Origin of the sequence: Pseudomonas sp. GZD-209, from assembly GCF_049310485.1 — a bacterium.
Taxonomy (GTDB): domain Bacteria; phylum Pseudomonadota; class Gammaproteobacteria; order Pseudomonadales; family Pseudomonadaceae; genus Aquipseudomonas; species Aquipseudomonas sichuanensis.
On the sequence record NZ_JBMOWQ010000019.1, the window covers coordinates 1 to 23,542 of the forward strand.

Here is a 23,542-nt window from a genome sequence, read left to right on the forward strand (position 1 = left end):
GGGAAGCTGGGGGGGGGAGCCCCCTTCCAGGGGGGACAGTTTTTTCCCCCCCCCCCCCCCCCGCGATTGCGGCGCGACAGGTCTACCCCGCCATTTTTTGTTACCATCAGTTCACTACGAGCGCACAGCGCCACTCACCCGATGGAAACCGCCTGATGAGCCAACCCTTCGACGTCGCCGCCCTGGCCGCGACCTATGCCAGCAAGTCCCCGCAGGAGATCCTCAAGCTCGCCTTCGAACACTTCGGCGACGATCTGTGGATCTCGTTCAGCGGCGCCGAAGACGTGGTGCTGGTGGACATGGCCTGGAAACTGAACAAGCAGGTCAAGGTGTTCAGCCTCGACACCGGGCGCCTGCACCCGGAAACCTACCGTTTCATCGACCAGGTGCGCGAGCACTACAACCTGCCGATCGAAATCCTCAGCCCTGACCGCGACAAGCTCGACCCCTTCGTCAAGCAAAAGGGCCTGTTCAGCTTCTACAAGGACGGCCACGGTGAATGCTGCGGCATCCGCAAGATCGAGCCGCTGCGCCGCAAGCTGGCCACGGTCAGTGCCTGGGCCACCGGCCAGCGCCGCGACCAGAGCCCGGGCACCCGCAGCCAGGTGGCAGCCCTGGAGATCGACGGCGCCTTCTCTACCCCGGAACGCACGCTGTACAAGTTCAACCCGCTGGCGCAGATGAGCAGCGAGGAAGTCTGGGGCTATATCCGCATGCTCGAGCTGCCGTACAACAGCCTGCATGAGCGCGGCTTCATCAGCATCGGTTGCGAGCCGTGCACCCGACCGGTACTGCCCAACCAGCACGAGCGCGAAGGGCGCTGGTGGTGGGAGGAGTCGACGCAGAAAGAATGCGGGCTGCACGCAGGCAACCTGATCAGCAAGGCATAAACGACTGGGGCCGCTTCGCGGCCCTTTCGCTGGCAAGCCAGCTCCCACCCCGAACGCGCCAGCTTCAAGCCATGCGCCATCCTGTGGGAGCCGGCTTGCCGGCGAAAGGGCCGTGAAACGGCCCCAGACAGTTTTGAATCAGTGGACCGGCAGCTCAACGCCCTCGAACAGCTCTTCGAGTTCCTGCTTGTTGTGGCACTGGATGGCCTTGGCCATGACTTCGCGGGTCAGGTGCGGGGCGAACTTCTCGATGAAGTCGCACATGAAGCCGCGCAGGAAAGTGCCGCGGCGGAAGCCGATCTTGGTAATGCTGGCTTCGAACAGTTCGCTGGCATCCAGGCACACCAGGTCGCTGTCGAGCTTGGGGTCGACCGCCATCTTGGCCACGATACCTACGCCCAGACCCAGGCGCACATAGGTCTTGATCACGTCGGCGTCGGCGGCGGTGAACACCACTTTGGGCGTGAGGCCGCGGTGATTGAAGGCTTCGTCGAGCTTGGAGCGGCCGGTGAAGCCGAATACATAGGTAACGATCGGATACTCGGCCACCGCTTCCAGGGTGAGCTTCGGCAACTTGGTCAGCGGATGCCCCTGAGGCACCACCACACAGCGGTTCCACTTGTAGCACGGCATCATGATCAGGTCGCCGAACAGCTCAAGCGCCTCGGTGGCGATGGCGAAATCGACGGTACCGTCGGCGGCCATCTCGGCGATCTGCATCGGCGAGCCCTGGTGCATGTGCAGGGCAACTTCAGGGTACTGCTTGATGAAATTGCTGATCACCGGCGGCAGCGCGTAACGCGCTTGCGTGTGGGTAGTGGCGATCGACAGGGTGCCCTTCTTCTCGTTGGAGAACTCCTGGGCAATCTGCTTGATGCTCTCGACCTTGCGCAGGATTTCGCCGGCGGTATTGATGATGCGCTCACCGGCTGGCGTGACGCGGGTCAGGTGCTTGCCGCTGCGGGCGAAGACTTCGACACCCAGCTCGTCCTCGAGCAGGCGGATCTGCTTGCTGATACCGGGCTGGGAGGTGTACAGGCTTTGCGCCGTCGCGGAAACGTTGAGGTCATGGTGCGCCACTTCCCAGATATAGCGCAGTTGTTGAAGCTTCATAGATATCCCTCAAAGACGGTAGGCCACCGGCGCACTGGCAGCGACGAGTTATAACTATATTAGTGGCTTGGGAAATAAATCTAGAACTATTTTGTTACCTTCGCCCGAAACTACCTACTCTCTACCTCCCATTTTCCTACGCCCAAGGTGCTGTGCCAGCGGCACCATGTACACGGGCACCGACGACAACTGCAGCAGGCGTACTGCCGTACGACCAATGGGCACCCCAGCGCCCGCCCCGGCGCTGTGACTGCCGAAAATCAGCAGGTCGACACTCAGGCGATGCGCCTGCTCGAGGATGACCTGCGCCGGGTCGCCCTGGCGTACCCGCACCGCCTTTATCAGGGCCAGATCGGCTTCCTCGCCCAATTCGTCACGAAAATTCTCCAGTACCCGCTGTTCGATAGTGGCCATCACCGTGTTGACCCCTTCGCTGTGCAGCGCGTCCAGGGTTTGCTCATCGAGGTAGCTCTGTAGCAGGGATTCGGCAAACTGGCCCATGGGCTCGACCGCGTGGATCACGTAAAGCTCTGCGTTGAAGGTGCGCGCCAGGGCCAGGGCGTGCTGCATGACGAAAGGTGCGTACACACCGAGGTCGGTGGCGTACAGCATGGTGCGGATCATTCGGCCTCCTCGACTGCCGCTACGGCAGAGCAAGGTTGAGCTTAGCAGCGCCACCGGGCGCCGCTTTGCCGTCCGGCGCGGGCTGCAGGGGTGCTCAAGGTTGCCGGTTACGTCGGTCGATGAAGGCCAGTGCCTGATGCAATGCCTCGATCCGCGGCAATCGGCAACCGGCCGCATGCGCCCTTGCCAGCGGCTCGGCATAGATAGCCTGCAACTCCAGCGGCCGCTGTGCGGCGTGGTCGTGATACATGCTCGGCCAGTAGTCCGGCATCTGCTCGGTGACCCGGAACAGATGCTCGGCGTAGCCGTCCGGCAACACCTGCCCGCACGCACGGGCACCTTCGACCACTTCGGCCATCAAGGCCTGGATCAACACCCGACTGTCAGGGTCGCTCATCAGCGGCGTGGTGCTGGCCTTGAGCAGCACCGAAAGACCGTTGTACGGCACGTTCCACACCAGTTTCTGCCAACGTGCCTGGTTGAGGTCGAGCATGGCCTGTGAGTCGATGCCGGCTGCGCGGAATAGCTCGGCGCCCTCTTCCACCACCGCCAGCCCGGCATCCTCCGCCGGCCCGCTGTGGTAGCCGAGGTTGACCGCACCCAGCGCCTGATGGCGGACTACCCCAGGGCGTTCACGATTCACGCAGATGAAGCACAGGCCACCGAGCAAGTGCATATCCGCGCGCAGTGCCGGGCGCAGTTGCTCTTCCACCCCCAGGCCGTTCTGCAGCAATACCACCTTGGCGCCGGGCGCCGCCGCCTGCACGATCGACGGCGCCAGCTCAGCATTGCTGGTGGCTTTGGCGCCCACCAGCAGCCAATCGCACGGCGGCATGTCGGCAGCACTGGCGTAGGCCTGGACCTGTTGATGCAACTGGCCGTGCAGCGCGCTATCGAGTGTCAGCCCGTGCTCACGCACCGTGGCGTACTCGCTGCGCAGCAAGAAATGCACATCGAAGCCGGCACGGGCCAGCATCAGGCCATAAAAGCCACCAATGGCCCCGCTGCCAATGATGCCGATGCGAGTATTGCGAACCTGCATGCCTTTCTCCTTCGTGTGTGTTCGTCGGTTTTTAGCACGTAAATCAGCTGGTTTTCGATCCCTCACTATACTGGGGCAAAGAAGGTCAAATAATCGACACGGAGTCGAGCATGTGCGGATACCTGCCTCATCCGGATGACATCCCGGTCGAACTCACCCTTCGCCCCACATCCAGCCTGTTTCGTCGCCACCTTTATACCCAGGGCCTCGGCGGCATCGCCTGCAACCAACCACGCGCTTACCGTCGCGGCACTGCCGTCGAAGTGCTGATCCCCTCACTGGGACTGGATGCACATTACCCCGGCTATGTCGCCTGGTGCCAACGGCTTGATCAGGGCTATCGAGTGGGCGTGGCCTTCACCGACAGCCAGGCGCTGTTCGGTGCACGCATGGGCGAGCAGGCCTGCCAGATCCAGCACTATTGCCTGGAGCACGCCCAGGCCGACCTTGACAGCAGCGCGGCGCAACAGTTGGCCGCGCAGTGGATCAGCCTGCATGCCGAGGCCTTTTCCGAGGCCAGCCTGGGCGCCACATCCCCCTGAATCACCGTTCCACCCGCAAAAACCCAGTATCGACGGGCCCCAGCCCATTGTCCCGCCCCCGCTAACGCGTTAAGGTTCGGCCTCCCCGCTGCGAACAATCTGCTGCTGGGCCGCACGGGGATTGCTGGCGGCCGGCACCCGTGACCTGACGAGTAACACGATGGCTGATTTACCGATCGATGACTTGAACGTTGCCTCCAACGAGACCTTGATCACCCCTGATCAGCTCAAGAAGGAAATCCCTCTCAGCGCCAAAGCCCTGCAGACCGTGACTGCCGGCCGCGAAGTGGTGCGCAATATCCTCGACGGCAAGGACCACCGCCTGTTCGTAGTGGTCGGCCCATGCTCCATCCATGACATCAAGGCTGCCCACGAATACGCCGAACGCCTGAAGGTACTGGCCGAGGAAGTCTCGGACACCCTGTACCTGGTGATGCGCGTGTACTTCGAGAAGCCGCGCACCACCGTAGGCTGGAAAGGCCTGATCAACGACCCCTACCTGGACGACTCGTTCAAGATCCAGGACGGCCTGCACATTGGCCGCAAGCTGCTGCTCGATCTCGCCGAAATGGGCCTGCCCACCGCCACCGAAGCACTGGACCCGATCTCCCCGCAGTACCTGCAGGACCTGATCAGCTGGTCGGCTATCGGCGCACGCACCACCGAATCGCAGACTCACCGCGAAATGGCTTCTGGCCTGTCTTCGGCAGTCGGCTTCAAGAACGGCACCGACGGCGGCCTGACCGTGGCGATCAACGCCTTGCAGTCGGTGTCCAAGCCGCACCGCTTCCTGGGGATCAACCAGGAGGGTGGCGTGTCGATCGTCACCACCAAAGGCAACGCCTATGGCCACGTGGTACTGCGCGGAGGCAACGGCAAGCCCAACTACGATTCGGTCAGCGTCGCCCTGTGCGAGCAGGACCTGGCCAAGGCGAAGATCAAGGCCAACATCATGGTCGACTGCAGCCACGCCAACTCCAACAAGGACCCGGCCCTGCAGCCGCTGGTCATGGAAAACGTGGCCAACCAGATCCTCGAAGGCAACCAGTCGATCATCGGCCTGATGGTCGAGAGCCACCTGAACTGGGGCTGCCAGGCTATTCCGAAGAACCTGGACGAGCTGCAGTATGGTGTTTCCGTGACCGACGCCTGCATTGACTGGGCGGCCACCGAAAAAACCCTGCGCAGCATGCACGCCAAGCTCAAGGATGTGCTGCCGCAGCGCCAGCGCGGCTAACACCTTGCGCACATGAAAACGCCGGGCAATGCCCGGCGTTTTCATGTGTACGGTAAAGTGTTCAGGCCTTGCTCGAGTGACGCTGCTGACGCTCCATGTAGCGCTCTACGTACGAACAGGACGGGATGACGGTGTAACCCATCTGCTCGGCGTACTCCAGTGCCTTTTCGGTCAAGGCGGCGGCGATGCCGCGCCCGCGCAGGGCGTTGGGCACGAAGGTACGGTAGATGTCCAGCGTCTGCTTGCCCAGGTCCATGTACGTGAGGTACGCCCGATGACCGTCCACATTGGTCTCGAATTGATGACCCGCCTGGTCATGGTGGATGGTCAGCGTCTCGCTCATCACTACTCCTCGCAGGTCTTGTCGGCAGACCCATACCTTACCGATGTGTTTGTATCCGGCGGGGAACCTCTGCGCCACCTCTGGCCCGTTGGACAGTTGCACGACCTTGATCGTTCTGACCCTGGGCACCTACAAATAGTAGGCGGCACAAGCGGGGTTGCTCAAGCGGCCGGACTGAAAATCCAACAGCGCGGTTTTGCCACACTGGCCTGGTAGCATGATACGCGCCGAATGCTCTTTGGGCTAAGACGCTCACCGACAGTTGAAGTCACCCTTAGTTCAACAAAAAAGTTCCCGCCCTACAATCGCTTGCGTGCGTCTCACACAATTTTCACAGATGGCCTGCAGAACCCGTCACTGCTGCCCGCCCGCCACATTTTTTTTGCAGTTCTTGCGCTCAGTCAGTTTACTTACTACAAGTAATGGGTACTATGTACGCCGGCCAGTTTCTCTTTTCCGAGAGATGGCTATTTAAATAGAAAGTCCTTGAAGGGGAACACGATGAACAACGTTCTGAAATTCTCTGCTCTGGCCCTGGCCGCAGTTCTGGCTACCGGTTGCAGCAGCGTCTCCAAAGAAACCGAAGCTCGCCTGACCGCTACCGAAGACGCAGCAGCTCGCGCCCAAGCTCGTGCAGACGAAGCCTACCGCAAAGCTGACGACGCTCTGGCAGCTGCTCAGAAGGCTCAGCAAACCGCTGACGAAGCCAACGAGCGCGCTCTGCGTATGCTGGACAAAGCCAGCCGCAAGTAATAATCCTCACGGATTGTTAAGAAGCCGACCCACTTGTGGGTCGGCTTTTTTATTGCCCAGTGAAAGGCAATGCGCACAAACGAAAAGGCCTGCACTAAGGCAGGCCTCTACACCAGTCGCAAATGGCTTACTGCAGTTCGGCTGGAATGCTCGAGACCACCGGTGCGGCACCACCATTGACCGGGACGGCGATTTCAACCGGCATGCCATCTTCGGCGGCAACCACATCACGCACCATGTCCCAGTTCATGCGCAAGTTGTTGGCCAGGTCTTCACGCTTGAGCAGCGCATTGATGACTGCGGTGTGCTTGTCGACCACCGACGGGTTGCCTTGGTCATCCAGCGGCGTGTGCGCCTCGAGGTAGACTTTGCCACCACTGACGCCGAACTTGTAAGGCTCGTTGATGATGCGAACCGAGGTGTTTACCGGGACCATCTTCGACAGCGTCAACACGTTGTTATTGAGCATGCGGAAGCAACCGTGGCTGGTGCGCATGCCAATACCGAACTTCTTGTTCGAACCGTGGATCAGGTAGCCCGGCACGCCCAAGGTGAACTTGAACGGCCCCAGCGGGTTGTCCGGGCCGGCCGGCACAACTGCGGGCAGGATGTCGCCATCGGCAGCGTGCTCCTTGCGAATGGAGGCAGGTGGCGTCCAGGTCGGATTAGGAGTCTTGGCGGTAATGCGGGTGTTGGCAATCGGCGAGCCCCAACCCTCGCGGCCAATGCCCAGCGGGAACGTGTGCACCACGTTCTGCCCTTTCGGGTAGTAGTAGAGGCGGTACTCGGCGAGGTTGATGACGATGCCTTCACGCGGCCCTGGCGGCAGCACGTAGCGCGTAGGCAGGATGATCTCGGTACCGGCGCCAGGCAACCAGGGGTCGACGCCCGGGTTGGCGGCGATCATTTCGAGGTAGCCCAGGTCGTTGGCGGTACCGATGTCGGCGAAGGTGTCTTCGTACTTGGCCTTGATCACCCGAACCTGGCCGACGACGTCTTCACCAGGAGGGGGCAACGGCAGTTCCAGCGCAACGGCGGGGCCGGCTACCAGCAGGGCGGCCAGGGACAGGCTACGGGTGACGGCGGGAAAGCGCGGCAACATCCGGTAAATCCTTCGAAAGGTCAGTCAAGGGAGTCGATTGTACACCTGTGCACCGGCGAGCGGGAGGCGTAGGCCGCGGGCAAGCGTTTCAGATGATGAAAGGTGCTCAGAGTTGCGGCCAGACTGGGCGCATGCCGTGGCGCTGGGCATCAAGGATGGCCTTGCACAGCGCGCACAGGCGCTCGTCGCGGTAAATGGCGCGTTCTACCACCGACCAGCGCGGTTGCGCCGGCAGCAGGCCGCCGCACAGGGTACGGTCAGCCGGCACCCCCAGTTCCAGCTGGCGGGCCGCCAGGTGCACGCGGATCTCCTGGCAGGCGAACAGGTCAAGCTGCTCGTCAGGCTCGATCAGTTGATAGGCGTACAGGGACCAGGCGGGGCGGGGCATCGGGGGCACTCGAATCGGGGGGCGCAACATTAGCCGAAAGCGGCCCCCGATAAAAGCGTCACAGCAAGGGTTTTATTGCCGGCCAGGCATTTTCCAGCAAACGCTGCTGGGCCCCCTGTGCGGGATGAATACCATCGGCCTGCATCATCTCCGGTACCCCACCGATGCCCTCGAGGAAGAACGGTACCAGCGCCACGTTTTTCTCGCCGGCCAGTTGCTCGTAGACATGGGCAAAGGCCGTCGTGTAGCGCACGCCATAATTGGGCGGCAGGCGCATGCCCAGCAATACGACCTTTGCCCCCGCCTCACGGGCATCGTCGATCATCGAGGCAAGATTTTGTTGCAATTGCTGGGGAGGCTGCCCGCGCAGGCCGTCATTCCCCCCCAGCTCCAGCACCACCAGGGCCGGCTTGTGCGCTGCAAGCAGCGCCGGCAGCCGCGCCTGGCCACCAGCGCTGGTGTCGCCGCTGATCGAGGCATTGACCACCTGATCGTCAAAACCCTCGCGCTGCAGGCGTTGCTGCAGGAGTGCGACCCACCCCTGGCGGGTATCCAGGCCAAAACCGGCGCTGATACTATCGCCGACGACCAGCACCGTTCCCGCCACCGCGCCCTGGGCCAGGCAACACAGGGCCAGACCGGCACTCAACCACCACATTCGCATCGGATTCTCCATGGGCCCCAGCATTCTCGTTGCGCAGAACCTTAGCAAAGTGGTCCCCAGCGCGGAAGGCGACCTGACCATCCTCCACGCACTCTCCCTCGACCTTGCCCAAGGCGACAGCCTGGCCATCGTCGGCGCCTCCGGCTCCGGCAAATCCACCCTGCTCGGCCTGCTCGCCGGGCTTGATCGCCCCAGCGCCGGCAAGGTCATCCTGGCCGGCCACGACCTCGGCCCGCTCGATGAAGACCAGCGCGCCCGGGTACGCGCCGAACACGTCGGCTTTGTCTTCCAGTCATTCCAGTTGCTCGACAGCCTCAATGCCCTGGAAAACGTGATGCTGCCACTGGAGCTCGATGGCCGCCGCGATGCCCGCGAGCACGCCCGCAGCCTGCTCGAGCGAGTCGGCCTGGGCAAGCGCCTGAGCCACACCCCACGCCAGCTTTCCGGCGGCGAACAGCAACGGGTGGCGATCGCCCGCGCGTTCGCCGCGCAACCTGCGGTGCTGTTTGCCGATGAACCCACCGGCAACCTCGACAGCCACACTGGCGAGCGCATCAGCGACCTGCTGTTCGAACTGAACCAGGAGCGCGGCACCACGCTGGTACTGGTCACCCACGACGAGCGGCTGGCCAGCCGCTGCCACCGCCTGATCCGCCTGGATGCCGGCCGCCTGGTCGCGCCCCTGGAGCCCTGATGACCCGCCTGCCCTTCCTGCGCCTGTGCGCGCTCTCGCTGCGCCAGCTGCTACGCGATGCCCGCGCCAGCGAAGTGCGCGTGCTGTTCTTCGCCCTGCTGGTGGCAGTGGCGGCGAGCACCGCCATCGGCTACTTCGGCAGCCGCCTCAATGGCGCGATGCAGTTGCGCGCCAGTGAATTCCTCGGCGCCGACCTGGTGCTGCAAGGCAGCGCGCCGGCCACGGCGCAGCAGATAGCCGATGGCACCGTGCTGGGCCTGCGCCACGCCCAGGTGGTGGAGTTCACCAGCGTGGTCGGCGGCGACAATGGCATTCAGCTGTCGAGCATCAAGGCCGCCGACGCCGCCTACCCCCTGCGCGGCCAGTTGCGCAGCGCCGCCGCGCCCTATGCCGCAGAAACGCCCGGTGGTGGCCCGGCACCCGGCGAGGCCTGGGTCGAGCCACGCCTGCTGGCGGCGCTCGGGCTTTCGGTGGGCGACAGCATCGATGTGGGCATGAAGACCCTGCGCATGAGCCGCGTACTGACCTACGAGCCAGACCGCGCCAACAACTTCTACAGCCTCACCCCGCGGGTGCTGATGAACCTTGCCGACCTCGAAGCCACCGGGGTGATCCAGCCTGGCAGCCGGGTCAGCTACCGGGAGCTGTGGCGAGGCGACATCGAAGCCCTGGCCCAGTACCGCAAAACCGCCGAAGCCAGCCTGGCAGCCAATCAGCGCCTGCTCGACACCCGTGATGGCAACCGTCAGATCGGCGGGGCGCTGGGCAAGGCCGAGCGCTACCTGAACATGGCCAGCCTGGTGGCTGTGCTGCTGGCCGGTGTCGCCGTGGCCCTGTCGGCCAGCCGTTACGCCGCCCGGCGCCTGGACGCCAGCGCATTGCTGCGCTGCCTCGGCCTGTCGCGGCACCAGGCACTGGGGCTGTACTGCCTGCAGCTGGCCATGCTCGGCACGGTCGCAGCCCTCGGCGGCGCCCTGCTCGGCTGGCTCGCCCAGCTGGGCCTGTTCCGCCTGCTCGAAGGCCTGTTGCCCAGCCAACTGCCTCCCGGCGGCCTCGCGCCCGCGCTTGCCGGGATCGGCACCGGGTTGGTGGCGCTGGCCGGCTTCGCCCTGCCGCCACTGGCCGCCCTCGGCCGCGTGCCGCCCTTGCGGGTGCTGCGCCGCGACCTGCTGCCCACGCCCACCAGCAGTTGGCTGGTGTATGGCGCAGCCCTGCTCGCCCTGGGCCTGATCATGTGGCGCCTGAGCCTCGATCTGCTGCTCACCTTCGCCCTGCTGGGGGGCGGTTTGATCGCCGCGCTGCTGCTCGGCGGCCTGCTGTTGCTCGGCTTGCGCAGCCTGCGCCAGCTCCTGGCCGGCGCACCGTTGGCCTGGCGTCTGGGGCTGGGCCAGCTGTTACGTCATCCACTGGCAGCTGCCGGCCAGGCCCTGGCCTTCGGCCTGATCCTGCTGGCCATGGGCCTGGTGGCGCTGCTGCGCGCGGAGCTGCTCGACAACTGGCAGGCGCAACTGCCCAAGGATGCCCCCAACCATTTCGCCCTGAACATCCTGCCTGATGAACGCCAGCCGTTCACTGAGCGCCTGGCGCAGATCAACGCGACCTCCGCGCCGCTGTATCCGGTAATCCCCGGCCGCCTCACCCACATCAACGAGCAGCCGGTACGCCAGTTGGTGAGCAAGGAGTCCACCGGCGAGCGGGCGATCCAGCGCGACCTCAGCCTGACCTGGGCTGCCGAGCTGCCGCAGGGCAACGCGCTGAGCGCCGGCAACTGGTGGCAACAGGCACCGCAGGACGCTGCCATACCTGGCGTTTCGGTCGAGGCGGAGCTGGCCCAGAGCCTCAACCTGCAACTGGGCGACCTGCTGACCTTCGACATCGGTGGCCAGCAGCGCCAGGCCAGGGTCAGTAGCCTGCGCACGGTGCACTGGGACAGTTTTCAGCCCAACTTCTACATGATCTTCCAGCCCGGAACACTGCAGGGCTTGCCCGCCACTTACCTGACCAGCTTCTACCTTGCACCAGGCCATGATCAGGAAATCGTCGCGCTGTCACGGGCATTCCCGGCAGCGACCATCCTCCAGGTCGACGCCCTGCTCGGCCAGCTGCGCAGCATCCTCGCCCAGGTGACGCTGGCGGTGGAATATGTGCTGTTGTTTGTGCTGGCAGCGGGGCTGGCGGTGCTGTTCGCAGGCCTGCAGGCAACCCTAGACGAACGCATCCGCCAGGGCGCCCTGCTACGCGCCCTGGGGGCGGCAAGACCGCTGCTGGTCAAGGCCCGGCGTATCGAATTTGGATTGCTGGGTGCCGTCAGCGGCCTGCTCGCCGCAGTGGGTTGCGAGCTGATCACCTGGGCGCTGTACCGCTATGCCTTCGACCTGCACTGGGCGCCGCACCTGTGGCTGCTGGGGTTGCCACTGGCAGGCGCGGTGCTGGTGGGGGGCGCCGGGGTGATCGGCACGCGGCGTGCGCTTAACGCCAGCCCGCTGGCGGTACTGCGGGAAGGCTGAATGCTCTGAGGGGCCTGGGGCCTGCCACGCAGCCCCGGCTTCTGATGAGCCGGCTACGGCCTGTAGCTGATGCGGTTGATGTACCAGGTCGCCTCGCCGGTAGGCGTCTGCACCAGCACCTCGTCGCCCTCCTGCTTCTTGAGCAGGGCGCGGGCCATGGGCGAGTCGATGGAGATGTAGTCATTACGCCCATGGATCTCGTCATAGCCGACGACACGGAACGTCAACTGCTCGCTGTCGTCGTTCTCGATCTCCACCCAGGCACCGAAGAACACCTTGCCTTCCTGCTCGGGTGAATAGGCCACGACCTTGACGTCTTCCAGGCGCTTGCGCAGATAGCGCACACGCCGATCGATCTCGCGCAGCAGCTTCTTGTTGTACTGGTAGTCGGCGTTCTCGCTGCGGTCGCCCAGCGACGCCGCCCAGGCGACCTTCTGGGTAATCTCCGGGCGATAGACCCGCCACAGATGATCAAGCTCCTGCTTCAGGGCGGCATGACCTTCGGTGGTGATGATGTTGGTACTCAAGCGGCTGTCTCCTCAGTGCATCTGCAGCGGGCGCCAGGCGCCCACCGAGTGACCGAGCTTAGCGAAAAACCTGCGGGTTTTGCACGCCGATCAGGCGCGCGTGATCAGCCCCTGGCGGGCGATGCGCGTGAGCTGACCGATAACCTCGGCGGCATCCTCGGCGGCCGGCGCCTGGATCACGGCAAGGTCGAAACGGTCGTTGGCGTACTCGCCAAGCTGGGTGCAGGTTTCGAAGAACTGGATGAGAAAAGCCCGGGCCTGGCCCTTGCGACGGGAAAAACCGTCAAGGTTGCGCAGGAGCGTAGGCTGATGCTGGCCACCGAGCAGAATGCGCGGGGTGCGGGAGGCCTGGTCTTTGGCCAGGGGGGTCAAACAGACACTGGTACGTGGACAACTCATGGAGTTTTTCTCCGCCTCGCTGATCCCGCTGGGCAGCGGTGGGAGGCGTCACCGAACCAGCGCTTTAGCGGTATTTCGGATGACCCGGGAGGGTTGCCCTGCGCCCCGCAAGTAGCTGTTTAAATCGGCGCAGTCGGTATGCTAGAGGGATGAGCTCCAAGTTTCAAGCCGCAAGGTGCAAGTTGATGAATGCGATCAACTTGCAACCTGCGGCTGGGAGCTTGCAGCTTGAGTCAGCGTGCGATCAGACGGTCCAGCGAGAAGCGACCGGCACCTTCGATCAGCACCGCCACACTGCCTGCCAGCAGCGCCAGGGCGAACTCATAGCCGTTGTTGGACATGAACAGGCCGTTGTTGATGTGCACCGAGAAGATCGCCACCACCAGGGTCACACTCAGCGCCAGTGCCGCCGGGCGGGCCAGCAGGCCGACCACCAGGGCCAGGCCGCCGAAGAACTCGGCGCTGCCCGACAGCAAGGCCATCAGGTAGCCAGGCGCCAGGCCGATGCTCTCCATCCACTGGCCGGTGCCTTCGAGGCCGTAGCCACCAAACAGGCCGAACAGTTTCTGTGCGCCATGGGCCATGAAGATGGCGCCGACCAGGATGCGCACGACGCTCAGGCCAAAACCGGCACGGGTAACGAACAGGGCTTTGAGGGTGTTGTTCATGTTGTTGCTTCCTTGTTTAAGCGGGTAGGTGTTGGATGAGCGCCATCTTAATCGATTGATTGAATAAGAAAATCGCAATAATCGCGTAATAATCATCGATTAATTAGATTTATCAGCGCCTGGCCAACCGCTCCAGGGAAGCGCGTTCACGGTTGAACGCCAGGTAGTACTTGTTGACACTGTTGACGAAGTTCACCGGCCCCATCCCCACTTGCTCCATGGCGATGCGTTCGGTCTGGAAGAACCACTGATTGCCGTTGAGCCCGCGCCGCCGCGCTTCGGCGCGCATGGCCTGAACCCGCTCCGGGCCGAGGTTGTAGGCCGCCAGGATGAACGCCATGCGCTCGCGCTCGTTGAGTTGCGGGCTGGCGAAGAACTTGCGGCGGATCAACGCCAGATAGCGGGCGCTGGCCTGGACATTGCCATCCACCGTGGCGGTGTTGCTCACCCCCACCCGCTGCGCCGCCGACGGGGTGATCTGCATCAACCCATGGGCCCCGCCCGTGCCACGCGCCTTGGGGTCGAGGGTGGACTCCTTGAATGCCAGGGCCGCCAGGTTCAGCCAGTCGAACTGCTGGTCACCGGCATGCTTCTGCAGGACCGGGCGCAATGATTCCAGGCGTTGCCGGTCCTGGCGCGCCAGCGGATTGTGGACCCGGTACTGGCGCCGGTAGATGCGTTCGAAGGCGGCATCCTGGTTGTCCGGGGCGCGGTAAGTGGCGAGGAAGCGGTCCACTGCCGCCCGCAGCATCGGCGCATCAGGTCGCACATACCAGCGCAGCGCTTGCGGCTTGGCCAGCTGCAGCTTGCTGTCCAGGCGCAGGCGCGGCATCACCCGCGCCCAGCGTTGGGCGATGGGCCGCTCCACCACGGTCAGCGGATAAATACCGGCCTGGACCATCTCCAGCACATCCTCCACCGCCAGGGTCGGGTCAACCCACTCCACCTTGATCGGGGCTTGCTTGCGCAGCGCCAGGCGCTGGTTGATCGCCTCGATCGCGGCCCCGGCAGCGCTGGCACTGGTCAGCGCGATGGTACGCCCGGACAACTGCTCGGCCCGGCTGTAGCTGCGCTCGCCCTTGCGCCCGACCAGCAGCAGCGGCACCTGGTCAAGCACCGGGGCACTGGCCTCGACGCCACGCACCCCGGCAGGATCGAGCAGCTCACCTGGCGCGGCCAGGTCGCCTTCACCCCGCTGCAAGGCACCGAGCAATTGCTCCTTGGCCCGCGGGATGATTTTCAAGGTGATTTCCTGATTGTCGGCGACCCGGGCATTGAGCGCGTGCTCAAGGGCGCGCAGCCGGTAGTACTCGACGCCCACCGGTTCGCCCTTGACCTCGCCGGAGCTGTTGCGGCTCTGGTTGACCAGCACCCGCAGCACCTGGCTGGAGCGGATCTGCGCCAGGTCGCGGGCCTGGCTGGCGGGTACATGCTGCTGGGGCCCCGGCTCGCGCGCAGTGGCCGGCCCGGCGGCCAGCAGCCCGAACATCATCAAGGTCGTCAGCAGGGTTCGCAGCATGGAGGAAGAGGTCCGAGAGCGGTTGGCGGGCACCATGTGCAATGATCGATCCGTGATGACTGACGGCAAAAGACCATGGCAAACGTTTGAAGTTCTTGGTTTTTTCGCGATTTACCGGTTTTTGCTATGCTGGCCGCCCCGCGGCACGAGGTAGCACCATGCAATTGATCGATATCGGCGTCAACCTGACCAACAGCAGTTTCCATGACCAGCAGGCAGCTGTGGTCGAGCGCGCCGTGCAGGCCGGCGTGGCGCAGATGGTGCTGACCGGCACCAGCCTGGGCGTCAGTGAAGAAGCCCTTGAACTGTGCCAGCGCCTGGATGAGCAAGGCCAGCGCCTGTTCAGCACCGCCGGTGTACACCCCCATGATGCCAAGAGCTGGACCAGCGACAGTGAGCGCCAGTTGCGCCACTTGCTCGAGCAACCCCGGGTGCGCGCCGTCGGCGAATGCGGGCTGGACTTCAACCGCGACTTCTCCCCTCGCCCGCAGCAGGAAAAAGCCCTGGAAGCCCAACTGGCCCTGGCCGTCGAGCTGCGCCTGCCGGTGTTCCTCCACGAACGTGACGCCAGCGAGCGCCTGCTGGCAATCCTCAAGGGCTACCGCGACCAACTGAGCGCCGCCGTGGTGCATTGCTTTACCGGCGAGCGCGAGGCGCTGTTCGCCTACCTCGACCTCGACCTGCACATCGGCATCACGGGCTGGATCTGCGACGAGCGCCGCGGTACTCATCTGCATCCGCTGGTCGGCAACATCCCGACAGGCCGCCTGATGCTGGAGAGCGACGCGCCCTACCTGCTCCCGCGCAGCCTGCGGCCAAAACCGAAAAATGGCCGCAACGAGCCGGCGTACCTGCCCGAAGTCCTGCGCGAGGTGGCTGTGCATCGCGGCGAAAGCGTCGAATCCACCGCAGCCCACACCACCGCCTGCGCGCAGGCGTTCTTCGGGCTGCCTGTGGTTTCTTGACGCATATCAAGGAGGGTCCTGGCCCTGGCGGGCACAATGATGGCACCTTGCCAACAATGTTTCCGCCAACTCAGAGAAGACCTACCATGGGTGCCTGGCTTAGCAATATTTCCCTGAAGTACAAGTTCTGGGCCGTCAACGCAGTGGCCTTCGTCACCACCCTGCTGCTGGTGCTGTACGCCGTGTCCCTGGAGCAGCAGGCGCGCGCTTCGGGCGCGCAGGCCATGGCCCAGCGCCAGGCCGAACTGCTGGCCGCCTGGCCCCCCGGAACAACCCTGCCGGCCCAACCCGGGCTGATTGCCTGGGGCAGCGGACAGACTCCCGAATTTGCCGGCGAACCCCTCGAAGCCTTGCGTGATGCCCAGGGCTGGGTCGAGCTGCCCGGCGCCTGGATCGCAGGTGACAACCCTGTGCTGGGGGCCCAGGTGTTCCGCCAGGGCGATCGGCACCTGGCCGTGCTGGCCCAGGCGCCTAGCCTGCGCCAGGTGTTCTTCGACCGTTTCGGCAACTATGCGGTGTGCGTGCTGGTGCTGATGCTGGCCATGCTCTGCGCTTCGCAGTTGTTGATCCGCTTCCTGCTCAGCCAGCTCAATACGTTGAAGGACGTGATGCTGCACGTGGAAAAAACCGGCGACCTCTCGGCGCGGGTACCGCTGGCCTGTGGCGACGAAGTCGGGCAGATGGCCGGCGCGTTCAACGCCATGCAGACCACCTACCACCGCGTGGTCAGCACTGTCGCGCGCACCGCTGCGCAGCTCGACTCGGGTGCTGCGCGCCTGGCCGGGAGCATGGACGAAGTGCGCCACGGCATGATCGGCCAGCAGAGCGAGACCGACCAGGCCGCCACTGCGATCAACGAGATGACCGCCACCGTGCACCACATCGCCGAGCATGCCGGTGCCACCCGTGACTTGTCGCAGAGTGCCGACGGCCTCGCCGGCAGCGGCCAGGCCGTGGTCAGCCGGGTCCAGGACTCGATTGCAGGGCTGTCCAGCGGTGTGCAGCAGACCGCCGAGATGATCCGCCAATTGGCCGATGACAGCCAGAAGATCAACGGGGTGGTCGGGGTGATCCACAGCATCGCCGAACAGACCAACCTGCTCGCCCTCAATGCCGCCATCGAGGCCGCCCGCGCCGGCGACCTGGGCCGCGGCTTCGCGGTGGTCGCCGACGAAGTGCGCAACCTGGCCAAGCGCGTGCAAACCTCCACCGACGAAATCACCACCATGGTCGCTGACCTGCAGGCCGGCACCCGTGATGCCGTGGACTTCATGCAGGAGAGTTCGTACAAGGCCGACGACTGTGTCAAGCAGGCCCAGGAAGCTGGCGAGGCCCTCGCCGAGATCACCCGTGCCGTGGCGCAGATGCGCGAGAACAATACCCAGATCGCGGTGGCTGCCGAGCAACAGAGCCAAGTGGCCGAAGAGATGAACCGCGCAGTGGTGAGCATCCGTGACGTCACCGAGCAAACCGTGCAGCAAACCGTGGGCTCAGCCACCACCAGCAGCGAGCTGGCGACCCTGGCTGGGGAATTGAGCAAAGCCATCGGCCAGCTCAAGCTCTAGCTATTGCCGGCATAGCCAGCCTCGATTGGCCCCCTCCCGGGGGCCGCACTAGACTTTGGGCATCTCCATGAGGAACTGCCCATGAGCAAGCGACTGCCCAACCTGCCCGCCTGGCAATGGCGCGGCTACCACCATAATCACCGCCACCCCGCCAACCTGGTGCTGCACCTGATTGCCGTGCCGCTGTTCATCCTGGGTGCGCTTTTGGTGCTGTCGGGGCTGTTCGCCCTGGACCTGTCGCAGATCGCCGTCGGCATCATCGCCCTGATCGCCGGCCTTGGCCTGCAACGCCAGGGGCATCGACTGGAGGCCGAACAACCGGAACCCTTCGCCAACCGCAAGGACGCCGTGCAACGCCTGCTCACCGAGCAATTCATCACCTTCCCGCGGTTCGTGCTGAGCGGCGCCTGGTGGCGCGCCTGGCGCGAGCGGCACAAGCATCGGCATTGACCGCACGCTTCACGCGCCCCAGCAGCCTCAAGCGAACACGGTCACCGTCTGCCGACTCAATGCCAACAGCTCGCCGTCAGCCGTCCACAGGCGGGCTGCGGCATGCCCATAACCATCCCGCGCATACTCGGTCTCCACGCAATAGCCGCACCAGTCCTGCGTCGAAAGCCGTGGCGTGGGTTGGACGAATTCGATGGTCCAGGTCAAGGTGCTACCTGCGGCTGGCTGCTTCAGGAACGGCATCAGGCTGGGCGGCCAGGCATCGACCAGGGCCAGCAGATGCGCCACTTCCAGGGGAGCATCGGGCACGTCACGCAGACGCACCCAGCCGCCCATGTGGCGTGAATCGTTGCCGCTGAACGGCAGCCCACCGATAGCCCAACGCAGCGCCACGTGACGCATGAACTCCGGGGTCACCCCTTTGATGTACGGCAACTCTGGCGCTGCCTGCTGCAACGGCTTGATCGCCGTCGGGGGTTGCGCATCGACCGCGACCACCGAAGGCCTGCCAGCGCCGAAACTGCCCTGCACCAGCGTCACCACCTGGCCGCCCTGCACGGCACGACCGAGCAGGGTACAGACCGCCTTGCCCTCGCGCAGCACCTCCACTTCCAGGCTGATCGGTACATCCGGCGCCGCCGGGCCGACAAAGGTGATGGCCAGCGAGCGCACCAGGCGGTCGTCAGCCAGTTTCTGCCGCATCGCCTCGTGCACCATCGCGGCCATAAGGCCGCCAAACACCGCCCGCCCCTGCGCCCAGCTGGGCGGCACACTGACCGCTTCAGGGTGCAGGCGTGCTGCCGCCAACAATTCGGTGAAGTTCATGTGCCCTGGCTCCTGCGCAAAAGTCCCGATCTTAACCAGCACCCGCAGGTGCGGCAGCCCGCATATCGGTCATTTGCCGGGCTATCGACGCGCCACGGCCTTGCGCAACACCTCGAGGGTGATATCGGAGGTGCGTTCGGCGGCATGCAGTTCGTGCTCCCAGGCCACCTTGCAGCCTGCCAGGTCGCTGTGCTCGCGTACTTGCAGCAACCATTGAAAACGGTCATGCCAGTCGCCCAGGTCGCCCTGGGCTTTCTTCAACAGCCTTTGCAGCTGCTTGCCGGCGTGATCGAGCTGCGGGTAAGCCTCGTCACCGTAGCGCACGCGCTTGATCAACAAGCGCAAGCGATGCCGATCGTGGGCCGGATCTTTCAGCGCCTGCGCCAAGGTACGCCACTGCTTGACCAGGCGCCTGTCGACACGCCGCTCCAGCCGCGGCACCAACCCTTCACGGTCGGCCGCACGCAGGAACAGCGGGAACACGTCGAGAATCGCCAGTACGCGCGCAAGCTGGGGGCTGCGCGCCACGCTGGCGAACGTACGCGACCTGCCCTCCAGACGGCGCTGCCCGGCCTGCAGGTGCCCGCGCTGGATGAGCTGCGCCGCCAGCACCTCGCGGTCACGCAGCGGCGTGGTCAAGGTACCCAGCGCCTGCGCCGCGTCCTCCAGTTGCTCCACCCCCGGCAAGCCACGCAGCGGGCGCATGAGGCTGCGCAGACGCCGCAGGGCGATACGCAGGTCATGCAGCGCCTCGCTGTCGGTATCGGCCGCCAGCCGCTCACGACAGACCAGCAACCTTACCTGCAGCGTCAGTACCTGAAAAACCACATGGTCGAGCATGGCGGACATGGCGCGCTCCTCGGTCAACGCCCGGCGCGGGACTCACGAATATAGAAGCGCGCCTTCTCGGCTTTGTGGGTACAGCCTTCGAACGCTTCGAACTGCTGCTGGGTCTTGGCCCCGGTCAGCAGTGACAGTGCCTTGGAATAACTGACAGTACCGGCGAAGCCTTCGGCCTTGGCCAGGTCCAGTTCCTTCCACGCAGCATCGAGCTGGGTCCCGCAACTGTCGCGATAGGCCGTCTTGCCCGCGCAACCGGCCAAGGCCAGGACAATAAGAGGAAGGGTGATCCAGGCTTTCATCGGTGTTACCTCAAAGGTGAAAAAGTGGTCGTTCGACGGCACAGCGAGCAGAAAGTTGCCTGCTCAGCGTAGCCCAGTGCGGACTACATTGAAGCACAGGCAACAATGGGCGCATTGTAGGGCCGTGGTTGCACAATACGCAGGGGGAAGACCATGAGCAAACGCGTGGCATTGGTGCTCGGCTCGGGCGGTGCCCGGGGGTACGCGCACATCGGCGTGATCGAAGAAATCGAGCGACGCGGCTATGAAATCGCCTGCATTGCAGGGTGCTCCATGGGCGCGGTGATCGGGGGCATCTACGCGGCCGGCAAGCTCGACGAATATCGCAGCTGGATCGAAAGCCTGGACTACCTGGACGTGCTGCGACTGGTGGATGTCAGCTTTCGCCTGGGGGCAATCCGTGGCGACAAGGTGTTCGGGCAGATCCGCAAGATCGTTGGCGAAGTCAACATCGAGCAGCTGCGCATCCCCTACACGGCGGTGGCCACCGACCTTACCAACCAGCAAGAGATCTGGTTCCAGGAAGGCTGCCTGCATCAGGCGATGCGCGCCTCGGCGGCGATCCCCAGCCTGTTCACCCCGGTCATGCAAGGCAATCGCATGCTGGTCGATGGCGGCATCCTCAACCCGCTGCCGATCGTGCCGGTGGTGTCCAGTCACTGCGACCTGATCATTGCCGTCAACCTCAACGCAACCAACCAGAAGCAGTACCAGTTGCCGGTGATCGAACGCCCGGCAGCTTTCAAGATGCGCTTCGACTCGCTGATCAGCTCACTCGGCTCGCACCTGCCGTTTCGCCGCAAACCCGCTGAGGAGCTGATGCGCATCGAACAGGAAATCACCGCTGACGGCCTGACCCCGTCCAACCCCTGGCTGGGCGAAAGCGCCGGGCCACAGGGCCAGCAGCCTGCCGCGGCGCCCGAGACCGAAGGCGCGCCAAAGTCCGCGACTGGCTCGTTCATCATCGATAACGTCGGCCCTGCTTCGCTGCTGGACCTGATCAACCAGAGCTTCGAGGTGATGCAGACCTCACTGGCGCAATACAAGATCGCCGGTTATCCGCCGGATGTGCTGATCAACGTACCCAAGCGGGTATGCCGGTTCTTCGAGTTCTACAAGGCGCCTGAACTGATCGCACTGGGGCGCGAAGTCGCCAGGGATACGCTGGACAGCCATGAGGGGGTGCGCCGTTAGGGGCCTGTGCAGCAGAAACGAAACAGGCCGCATACGCGGCCTGTTTCGTCATTGCTGCATCACTCAGTAGCGGGTGATGTCGGCACTGCTTTCCAGCCATTTGCGGTAGGCCGCGAAGTCTTGCGAACCGGCACGCGAAGCGAGGTAGCGACGGATCTGCGCCTTCTCTTCGTCGGTGGCGGCAGCGCCCTCGTTGACACCCTTGAGCTGCAACACCACCAGGCTACCGTCGCCCAGCACCACACTGCCGTACACCGGCTGGTCCTTGGACGCCGGCTTGCCCAGGCGGAACACAGCCTGCAGCTCGGCAGGGTCGATGCCGTCCTGGCCACGGGTAGCGGCTTCCTGGACCTTCCAGCTCTGGCTTGCTGCCTTGATCGAGCCGTCACGCAGGCCGGCAATCAGCTTGTCAGCCTTGCCCTTGAGCTCGGCAGTCGCCTTCTCCTTGGCCAGATGCGCGCTGATGTTCTTGGCCACGGCTTCCAGCGGCAATTGCTCAGGCTTGCGATGTTCCTTGACGCGCAGCACGACCACGGTTTCCGGGTCCAGCTCGACGCCGTTGCTGTTGGCGCCCTCCTCCAGCACTTCTTCACTGAAGGCAGCCTGGATCACCGCACGGTTGGCGGTAATGCCCTCGCCACCTTCACGGCCGAAGGCCGCAGAGGTCTGCACTTTCAGGCCAAGGTCCTGAGCCGGCTGACCCAGGTCGGAGGCTTCGAACGCGGCATCTTCAAGCTGCTTGGTGGCCTCGACGAAGCGCTGCTCCACTTGCTGGGTTTTCAGCTCGTGGGTCAGCTTGTCCTTCAGGCTGGCGAAGCTAGGTACATCCGGCGCTTCGACGCCGAGCAGCTTGATCAGGTGGTAACCAAACTCGGTACGCACCGGGGCGGAAACCTGATCCTTGTTCAGCTTGTACAGCGCTTCCTCGAAGGCCGGGTCGTACACGCCCGGGCCTGCAAAGCCAAGGTCACCGCCGGTGTTGGCAGAGCCTGGGTCCTGAGAGAACTCCTTGGCCAGCTTGGCAAAATCCTCGCCCTTGCTCAGGCGCTGCTGGATTTCTTCGATGCGGGCCTTGGCCTGGGCATCGTTGGCCTTGTCGTTGACTTCGATGAGGATGTGCGCAGCATGGCGCTGCTCGCCCAGGTTGGCGATTTCCTTGTCGTACAACGCCTTGAGTTCGTCGTCGTTGACCTTGACCTGGTCGAAGAAGGCCGACTTCTTCAGCTCGATGTAATCAATGACCACCTGGTCGGGGGTCATGAATTCCTTGGCGTGCTGGTCGTAGTGGGCCTTCACCTCGTCGTCGCTGACCTTGACCGCAGCCGGGTCGGCCTTGAAGGTCAGGGCGGCGAAGTCACGGGTCTGCTTCTCCAGGCGGGCGAACGCCTCAACCTGCTTGTCGGTGACGAAGCTGCTGCCGGCAAGGCCGGTGCGCAACTGGCCGATGAGCATTTCCTGGGCGAGCATCTCGCGGAACTGCATGCGGCCGTAGCCCATCTGGCGGATGACCGAATCGAAACGCTCGGCACTGAACTTGCCATCGACCTGGAACTCAGGCGTCTGCAGGATCAGTTGGTCCAGTGCAGCTTCGGAGAAAGCGAACTTGGCATCCTCGGCGCCCTGCAACAGCAGTTTGCGATCGATCAGCCCCTTGAGCGCAGCCTCGCGCAGCATCTTTTCGTCCAGCAGCGCAGGGTCGAAGTCCTTGCCCAGCTGTTGCATCAGCTGGCGGCGCTGCATGTCCACGGCCTGGCTCAGCTCGTTCTGGCTGATGGTCTGGCCGTTTACCTTGGCAGCGTCCTGGCTGTGGGTTGCGGCCTGGAAGATGGCCTCGAAGCCGGTCAATGCCATCAGCACGACGATGAGGCCGATAATGGTCTTGGCAATCCAACCTTGTGAATTGTCCCTGATATTCTGCAGCATGCGTCCCCCAGAAACGGCTGTACCACTGCGTCGACAACCGCGGAGCGTGGGTAGAATCCTGATAGAAAAAAGGCGCATCCAGTGGATGCGCCCTTTTCGAAGCTTGCGTACCAGCGGGAACGTTTGCGAACCCGCCCGTCACGCGGTCGACCCTGGCCGAAACCTGGGCCGGCTGAAAGAGACGACTTAGTTGACGGCGTCTTTCAGGCCTTTACCAGCCTTGAAACCTGGAACCTTGGCAGCAGCGATCTTGATCGCCTTGCCGGTTTGCGGGTTACGGCCGGTGCGCTCGGCGCGCTCTTTGACCGAGAAGGTACCGAAGCCAACCAGAACGACGTCGTCGCCTGCTTTCAGGGCACCGGTCACGGAGTCAATTACTGCGTCCAGCGCGCGGCCGGCAACAGCTTTCGGGATGTCAGCGGATGCGGCGATAGCGTCAATCAGTTCCGACTTGTTCACTCTAAGT

Annotated in this window: 26 protein-coding genes; 10 read left to right on the top strand and 16 right to left on the bottom strand. The window is 64.0% G+C overall.

The window, feature by feature from the left end; translation table 11 throughout:
- Positions 1–155 precede the first annotated feature (155 nt).
- Positions 156–890 carry a phosphoadenylyl-sulfate reductase gene (locus ACO6VM_RS02775; RefSeq protein ID WP_110994204.1) on the top strand — a complete coding sequence of 245 codons (735 nt, stop codon included), beginning with the start codon at positions 156–158 and terminating at the stop codon, positions 888–890.
- Positions 891–1,028: 138 nt separating this feature from the next.
- Here the strand turns inward: ACO6VM_RS02775 and cysB are convergent, their stop codons facing one another.
- From cysB to ACO6VM_RS02790, 3 genes are all read right to left on the bottom strand, one after another.
- Positions 1,029–2,003 (bottom strand): HTH-type transcriptional regulator CysB, encoded by a 975-nt coding sequence (gene cysB / locus ACO6VM_RS02780; RefSeq protein WP_011533140.1) that lies wholly within the window; start codon positions 2,001–2,003, stop codon positions 1,029–1,031.
- A gap of 114 nt (positions 2,004–2,117) precedes the next feature.
- Positions 2,118–2,627: a universal stress protein gene (locus tag ACO6VM_RS02785; protein ID WP_401056996.1), complete on the bottom strand. Its 510-nt coding sequence runs from the start codon at positions 2,625–2,627 to the stop codon at positions 2,118–2,120.
- Between the two features lie 94 nt (positions 2,628–2,721).
- Positions 2,722–3,669, bottom strand: a complete 948-nt coding sequence (locus ACO6VM_RS02790; RefSeq protein ID WP_401056995.1) for a putative 2-dehydropantoate 2-reductase — start codon at positions 3,667–3,669, stop codon at positions 2,722–2,724.
- Between the two features lie 110 nt (positions 3,670–3,779).
- On the opposite strand from ACO6VM_RS02790, the gene ACO6VM_RS02795 reads away from it, so the two are divergent.
- Positions 3,780–4,211 (top strand): PilZ domain-containing protein, encoded by a 432-nt coding sequence (locus tag ACO6VM_RS02795; protein WP_125858132.1) that lies wholly within the window; start codon positions 3,780–3,782, stop codon positions 4,209–4,211.
- Positions 4,212–4,371: 160 nt separating this feature from the next.
- The gene (locus tag ACO6VM_RS02800; protein ID WP_125463482.1) at positions 4,372–5,448 is read left to right on the top strand and encodes a 3-deoxy-7-phosphoheptulonate synthase; all 1,077 of its coding nucleotides are present in this window, start codon (positions 4,372–4,374) and stop codon (positions 5,446–5,448) included.
- A 61-nt stretch (positions 5,449–5,509) separates the two neighbouring features.
- Here the strand turns inward: ACO6VM_RS02800 and ACO6VM_RS02805 are convergent, their stop codons facing one another.
- Positions 5,510–5,791: a GNAT family N-acetyltransferase gene (locus tag ACO6VM_RS02805; RefSeq protein ID WP_110994199.1), complete on the bottom strand. Its 282-nt coding sequence runs from the start codon at positions 5,789–5,791 to the stop codon at positions 5,510–5,512.
- Between the two features lie 501 nt (positions 5,792–6,292).
- Between ACO6VM_RS02805 and oprI the strand changes: the two genes are divergently transcribed.
- Complete coding sequence (gene oprI / locus ACO6VM_RS02810) at positions 6,293–6,544, top strand: outer membrane lipoprotei OprI (protein ID WP_003259780.1); 252 nt, start codon at positions 6,293–6,295, stop codon at positions 6,542–6,544.
- Between the two features lie 127 nt (positions 6,545–6,671).
- On the opposite strand, the gene ACO6VM_RS02815 is transcribed toward oprI, so the two are convergent.
- The 3 genes from ACO6VM_RS02815 to ACO6VM_RS02825 all read right to left on the bottom strand — a co-directional run bounded on the left by ACO6VM_RS02815 (position 6,672) and on the right by ACO6VM_RS02825 (position 8,698).
- Positions 6,672–7,646: a L,D-transpeptidase family protein gene (locus ACO6VM_RS02815; RefSeq protein WP_390967522.1), complete on the bottom strand. Its 975-nt coding sequence runs from the start codon at positions 7,644–7,646 to the stop codon at positions 6,672–6,674.
- A 106-nt stretch (positions 7,647–7,752) separates the two neighbouring features.
- Positions 7,753–8,034 carry a hypothetical protein gene (locus ACO6VM_RS02820; RefSeq protein ID WP_347150182.1) on the bottom strand — a complete coding sequence of 94 codons (282 nt, stop codon included), beginning with the start codon at positions 8,032–8,034 and terminating at the stop codon, positions 7,753–7,755.
- Positions 8,035–8,092: 58 nt separating this feature from the next.
- Complete coding sequence (locus ACO6VM_RS02825; protein WP_401056994.1) at positions 8,093–8,698, bottom strand: arylesterase; 606 nt, start codon at positions 8,696–8,698, stop codon at positions 8,093–8,095.
- Between the two features lie 10 nt (positions 8,699–8,708).
- Between ACO6VM_RS02825 and ACO6VM_RS02830 the strand changes: the two genes are divergently transcribed.
- Complete coding sequence (locus tag ACO6VM_RS02830; protein ID WP_347150180.1) at positions 8,709–9,392, top strand: ABC transporter ATP-binding protein; 684 nt, start codon at positions 8,709–8,711, stop codon at positions 9,390–9,392.
- Positions 9,392–11,899: an ABC transporter permease gene (locus ACO6VM_RS02835; protein WP_401056993.1), complete on the top strand. Its 2,508-nt coding sequence runs from the start codon at positions 9,392–9,394 to the stop codon at positions 11,897–11,899. The genes ACO6VM_RS02830 and ACO6VM_RS02835 overlap by 1 nt, the downstream gene beginning before the upstream one ends.
- A gap of 53 nt (positions 11,900–11,952) precedes the next feature.
- On the opposite strand, the gene greB is transcribed toward ACO6VM_RS02835, so the two are convergent.
- The 4 genes from greB to ACO6VM_RS02855 all read right to left on the bottom strand — a co-directional run bounded on the left by greB (position 11,953) and on the right by ACO6VM_RS02855 (position 15,012).
- Positions 11,953–12,426, bottom strand: a complete 474-nt coding sequence (gene greB, locus ACO6VM_RS02840; RefSeq protein ID WP_125463476.1) for a transcription elongation factor GreB — start codon at positions 12,424–12,426, stop codon at positions 11,953–11,955.
- 90 nt (positions 12,427–12,516) lie between these two features.
- Positions 12,517–12,825, bottom strand: coding sequence for a hypothetical protein (locus tag ACO6VM_RS02845; protein ID WP_110994342.1), 309 nt, complete (start codon positions 12,823–12,825; stop codon positions 12,517–12,519).
- Between the two features lie 233 nt (positions 12,826–13,058).
- A complete protein-coding gene (locus ACO6VM_RS02850; RefSeq protein ID WP_401056992.1) occupies positions 13,059–13,493 on the bottom strand; it encodes a DoxX family protein in 435 nt (144 codons plus the stop codon).
- Positions 13,494–13,605: 112 nt separating this feature from the next.
- Positions 13,606–15,012, bottom strand: coding sequence for a transglycosylase SLT domain-containing protein (locus ACO6VM_RS02855; protein ID WP_401056991.1), 1,407 nt, complete (start codon positions 15,010–15,012; stop codon positions 13,606–13,608).
- A gap of 158 nt (positions 15,013–15,170) precedes the next feature.
- Between ACO6VM_RS02855 and ACO6VM_RS02860 the strand changes: the two genes are divergently transcribed.
- From ACO6VM_RS02860 to ACO6VM_RS02870, 3 genes are all read left to right on the top strand, one after another.
- Positions 15,171–15,977 carry a TatD family hydrolase gene (locus ACO6VM_RS02860; RefSeq protein ID WP_401056989.1) on the top strand — a complete coding sequence of 269 codons (807 nt, stop codon included), beginning with the start codon at positions 15,171–15,173 and terminating at the stop codon, positions 15,975–15,977.
- A gap of 86 nt (positions 15,978–16,063) precedes the next feature.
- A complete protein-coding gene (locus ACO6VM_RS02865) occupies positions 16,064–17,542 on the top strand; it encodes a methyl-accepting chemotaxis protein (protein ID WP_401056987.1) in 1,479 nt (492 codons plus the stop codon).
- An 81-nt stretch (positions 17,543–17,623) separates the two neighbouring features.
- A complete protein-coding gene (locus ACO6VM_RS02870; RefSeq protein ID WP_125858124.1) occupies positions 17,624–17,992 on the top strand; it encodes an Mpo1-like protein in 369 nt (122 codons plus the stop codon).
- A gap of 27 nt (positions 17,993–18,019) precedes the next feature.
- On the opposite strand, the gene ACO6VM_RS02875 is transcribed toward ACO6VM_RS02870, so the two are convergent.
- From ACO6VM_RS02875 to ACO6VM_RS02885, 3 genes are all read right to left on the bottom strand, one after another.
- On the bottom strand, positions 18,020–18,817 hold the full coding sequence (locus tag ACO6VM_RS02875; protein ID WP_401056986.1) for an acyl-CoA thioesterase: 798 nt from the start codon (positions 18,815–18,817) through the stop codon (positions 18,020–18,022).
- 81 nt (positions 18,818–18,898) lie between these two features.
- Positions 18,899–19,666, bottom strand: coding sequence for a CHAD domain-containing protein (locus tag ACO6VM_RS02880; protein ID WP_401056985.1), 768 nt, complete (start codon positions 19,664–19,666; stop codon positions 18,899–18,901).
- A gap of 14 nt (positions 19,667–19,680) precedes the next feature.
- A complete protein-coding gene (locus tag ACO6VM_RS02885) occupies positions 19,681–19,959 on the bottom strand; it encodes a hypothetical protein (RefSeq protein WP_110994350.1) in 279 nt (92 codons plus the stop codon).
- A 153-nt stretch (positions 19,960–20,112) separates the two neighbouring features.
- On the opposite strand from ACO6VM_RS02885, the gene ACO6VM_RS02890 reads away from it, so the two are divergent.
- Positions 20,113–21,153 (top strand): patatin-like phospholipase family protein, encoded by a 1,041-nt coding sequence (locus tag ACO6VM_RS02890; RefSeq protein ID WP_401056984.1) that lies wholly within the window; start codon positions 20,113–20,115, stop codon positions 21,151–21,153.
- 63 nt (positions 21,154–21,216) lie between these two features.
- On the opposite strand, the gene ACO6VM_RS02895 is transcribed toward ACO6VM_RS02890, so the two are convergent.
- Positions 21,217–23,076: a SurA N-terminal domain-containing protein gene (locus ACO6VM_RS02895; RefSeq protein WP_390967513.1), complete on the bottom strand. Its 1,860-nt coding sequence runs from the start codon at positions 23,074–23,076 to the stop codon at positions 21,217–21,219.
- Positions 23,077–23,262: 186 nt separating this feature from the next.
- Positions 23,263–23,535: a nucleoid-associated protein HU-beta gene (gene hupB / locus ACO6VM_RS02900; RefSeq protein ID WP_054892387.1), complete on the bottom strand. Its 273-nt coding sequence runs from the start codon at positions 23,533–23,535 to the stop codon at positions 23,263–23,265.
- Between the last annotated feature and the right edge of the window lie 7 nt (positions 23,536–23,542).